This is a genomic window from Rhodoplanes roseus (assembly GCF_003258865.1).
Lineage (GTDB): Bacteria > Pseudomonadota > Alphaproteobacteria > Rhizobiales > Xanthobacteraceae > Rhodoplanes > Rhodoplanes roseus.
Genome location: NZ_NPEX01000385.1, coordinates 1 through 4,440, shown reverse-complemented (window position 1 = coordinate 4,440; position 4,440 = coordinate 1). Strand labels below are relative to the sequence as shown.

1 protein-coding gene is annotated in these 4,440 nt (G+C 73.9%); it reads left to right on the top strand.

The features are described from left to right. On the top strand, positions 1–4,440 hold a 4,440-nt coding region (locus CH341_RS34540), incomplete at both ends, for a beta strand repeat-containing protein (RefSeq protein ID WP_425376219.1).

Here is a 4,440-nt window from a genome sequence, read left to right as displayed (position 1 = left end):
GCGCCGGCGGCCAGGCCGGCAACGTGATGGTCGGCAGCAGCGGCACGATCGAAACGTCGGGGCTGCTGTCGCACGGCATCATGGCCTCCTCGGTCGGCGGCGGCGGCGGCACCGGCGGCTTCGCGATCTCGGTCGGAGCGTCGACGGGTGGCAACCTGTCGATGACGTTCGCCGGCAACGGCGGGGTCGGCAGCAACGGCGGCATCGTCACGGTCGACAGCGGCACCAGCATCATCACGCACAACGACCAGTCGTCGGGCATCTACGCCCAGTCGGTCGGCGGTGGCGGCGGCACCGGCGGCTTCGCCATCACGGGCAGCGGCGCCACCTTCGGCTCCGCCAGCTTGGCGTTCGGCGGCGACGGCGGCAATGGCGGCGACGGCCGCGCCGTGACGGTGACCAGCCAGGGCACCATCCAGACCTTCGGGACGCAGTCGCACGGCATCTTCGCCGAGTCGGTCGGCGGCGGCGGCGGCAATGGCGGCTTCGCGATCAGCGCCTCGGGGGCGAGCTACGGGGCGCTGAGCCTGAGCTTCGGCGGCGCCGCCGGCAACGGCGGCACCGCGGGCGACGCGCGGGTCGACAGCACCGGCGACATCTCGACGGCCGGCGCCCAGTCGCACGGCATCTTCGCCCAGTCGGTCGGCGGCGGCGGCGGCAATGGCGGCTTCGCGGCGAGCGCCGCGCTGACGATCAGCCCGGGCGTGTCGCTCGGAATCGGCGTCGGCGGCAAGGGCGGCGAGGGCGCCACCTCGGGCGTCGCGCACGTCTCCTCGACGGGCGATATCGTGACCGCGGGCGCCGGGTCGATCGGCATCTTCGCGCAGTCGGTCGCCGGCGGCGGCGGCAATGGCGGCTTCAGCGGGGCCCTCGCGCTCGGCAACAACACCAGCTACGCGAACAGCATCGGCGGCACCGGCGGCAACGGCAACGCGGCCGGCACCGTCGACGTCACCTCGACCGGCAACATCACGACCGGCAGCGCCGGGGCGCCGACCGCCAACGCGATCGGCATCCTGGCGCAATCGGTCGGCGGCGGTGGCGGCAATGGCGGCTTCTCGCTGACGCTCGCGGCCAGCCTCAAGGGCAGCGCGATCGGCAAGGCGGAGGCCGGAGACGCCGGCACGGGCGGCACCGGCAACACCGTCGCGGTGACGAGCAACGGCACCATCAGCACGTTCGGCGACATGTCGCACGGCGTGCTCGCCCAGTCAGTCGGCGGCGGTGGCGGCAATGGCGGCTTCGCCATCGCCGGCGCGCTCTCCTACAAGGGCGACGCCGAGATGAACGCGGTGGGCGGCAAGGGCGGCTCCGGCAACACCGGCGGCAACGTCACGGTCACCACGAACGCGACGGCCGGCTCGTCGATCCCGGGCTACTCGGTCTCCACGGTGGGCCAGGGCGCTGTTGGCATCCTGGCGCAGTCGGTCGGCGGCGGCGGCGGCAATGGCGGCTTTGCCATCGGCGCGGCGATCTCGGCGCAGGGCGAGGTGACGGCCAACACGGTCGGCGGTGAAGGCGGCACCGGCGGCAATTCCGGAACCGTGACGGTCACCAACACGGGCAACATCCAAACGGGCGGCGCGAACGCCAGTGCCATCCTGGCGCAGTCGGTCGGCGGTGGCGGCGGCAATGGCGGCTTCTCGATCGCCGGGGCCGGCACGATCGGCGACGACGCCAAGGCGGCGACCCAGACGATCGGCGGCAAGGGCGGCGTCGGCGGCACCGGCAACGACGTCACGGTCGACCACACCGGGGCCATCACGACCCAGGGTGCGCTGTCCTACGGCATCCTGGCCCAGGCAGTGGGCGGCGGCGGCGGCAATGGCGGTTTCGCCATCGGCGGCTCGTTCGCCTTGAAAGGCGACAGCACCACCAACACGATCGGCGGCGACGGCGGCGCCGGCAACTGCGCCGGAGCCGTGGTGGCGACCGTCTGCTCGGGCACGGTCCGGGTGACGGTGCACGACGGCAGCAGCATCGTCACGCACGGCGCCGGCGCCGGCGCGATCCTGGCGCAGTCGGTCGGCGGCGGCGGCGGCACCGGCGGCTTCTCGGGCGGCTTCGCCGTGACGATCAACACCGGCGATGCGGCCGTGAACACGGTCGGCGGCCATGGCGGCGCCGGCTCCGACGGCACGCGCGTCGTCGTCACGTCCGCCGGCTCGCTGCAGACGACCGGCGACAACGCCGTCGCGCTGACGGCACAGTCGATCGGCGGCGGTGGCGGCAGCGGCGGCTTCACGGCGAGCCTGGGCTTCGCGTCGGAGGCCAAGGGCTCGACCAACTCGATCGGCGGGCAGGGCGGAGCCGGCGGCAACGGCGGCGTCGTCGAGGTGAACAATTCCGCGACCATCACCACGAGCGGCCTGCTCTCGCACGGCATCCTGGCGCAATCGGTCGGCGGCGGCGGCGGCAATGGCGGCTTCGCCGCGACCGGCGTGCTGACGCTCCAGGACGATGCCGCCTCCAACGCGATCGGCGGCAAGGGCGGTGCCGCCGGCGACGCCGACACCGTGACGGTGGTGAACAGCGGCGCCATCACGATCCTGGCCAATCCGGTCGGTCCCTCGGCCAGCACGGTCGGCATCATCGCGCAGTCGATCGGCGGCGGCGGCGGCTCCGGCGGCTTCGCCGGCAATCTCACGGTCAGCCTCGACGGGCAGACGGCCGGCAACACGATCGGCGGCAAGGGCGGTGCGGGCGGCGCCGGCAAGGCCGTCGACGTCACCAACAGCGCCGCCATCGACGTCGTCGGCAACCGCGGCATCGGCATCCTGGCCCAGTCGGTCGGCGGCGGTGGCGGCAACGGCGGCTTCGCCATCGGCATCGCCGGCTCGAGCTCGAGCGCCCAGAGCATGACCGACACGGTCGGCGGCGCCTCGGACATGTCGGGCGGCACCGCGGGGGGCGCCGGCAACGTCACGGTCACCAACAATCTCGGCGGCGCGATCACGACCTTCGGCGCGATGGCCTACGGCATCCTGGCGCAGTCGGTGGGCGGCGGCGGCGGCAATGGCGGCTTCGTGGTCGGCGGCTCGTTCTCGCTCGACCAGGACGCGACCTCGTCGGTCGGCGGCGGCGTCGGCGGCGCGGCCGGCAATGCCGGCGACAAGGTCACGGTGAAGAACTACGACGTGATCACGACCCAGGGCGTCAACTCGGTCGGCATCCTGGCGCAGTCGATCGGCGGCGGCGGCGGCAACGGCGGATTCAGCATCGCGGGGTCGATGACCTCCGGCAACGGCGGCGTGACGTCCTCGGTCGGCGGCAAGGGCGCGCTCGGCGGCGACGGCGGCGAGGTCAAGGTCGACAACAACGGCATCATCATCGTCAACGCGGCCGGCTCGGTCGGCATCATGGCGCAGTCGGTGGGCGGCGGCGGCGGCTCCGGCGGATTCAGCGGCTCGCTCAACCTGTCCGGTGGCGAGCTCGGCAACACGGTCGGCGGCCAGGGCGGCAACGGCGGCAAGGGCGGCAACGTCACCGTCACCAGCTCGGGCAGCATCACGACGCTCGGCGACAATTCGGCGGCCGTGCTGGCCCAATCGATCGGCGGCGGCGGCGGCTACGGCGGCATCTCCGTTGCCGGCACGACGGGCGGCGCCAATGGCGGCGACCTGCAGATCGGCGCGGCCGGCAGCGGCCAGGTCGGCACCGACGGCGTCGTCACCGTGACGATCAACGGCCCGCCGAGCTTCGCGGCCGCGATGGCCGCTTCGGGACCCGTCACCTTCGCGGCCCCGCTCGCTGCGACGGCCACGCTGGAGACGACCGGCGCCCTGTCGATCGGCGCCCTGGTGCAGGGCATCGCCGGCGGCGGTGGCTTCGCCGGCACGGCGGTCGCGGGCGCGGTCGATCTCGGCGCCACCGGGGTCGTCATCGGCCTCGGCCAGCACGGCGGGGCGGTCGGCAACGGCACGGTCGTGACGGTCGACAACAGCGACAACATCGTCACCCACGGGCTCGGGGCGGCCGGTCTCGTCACCCAGTCGATCGGCGGTGGCGGCGGTGTCGGCGCCTTCAGCGCGACCGGCGGACTGCTCGGAACCGGCGGCACCAATCTGACTTTCGGCACGGTCGGCTCCGGCCTCGTCGGCGGCGGCGACGGCAACACGGTCACGACCCGGTCGCTCGCCGGCACCATCTGGACCGAGAACGAAGGCGCGATCGGCCTGCTCGCTCAGTCCATCGGCGGCGGCGGTGGCTTCGCCTTCGTCTACGGCACCCCGGCCATGGGATCGATCGTGTTCGGCTCGGCCGCGGGCGCCGGCGGCAACGGCAACACCACGACGGTCGAGAACAGCTCCGTGATCGTCACGGCCGGCACCTTCGCGCACGGCCTGGTCGCGCAGTCGATCGGCGGCGGCGGCGGCGTCGCGGTCGTGCTGTCGGGGACCGGCGTGCCGGCGGCCCTGCCGGTGACGGCGGGCGCCGGCG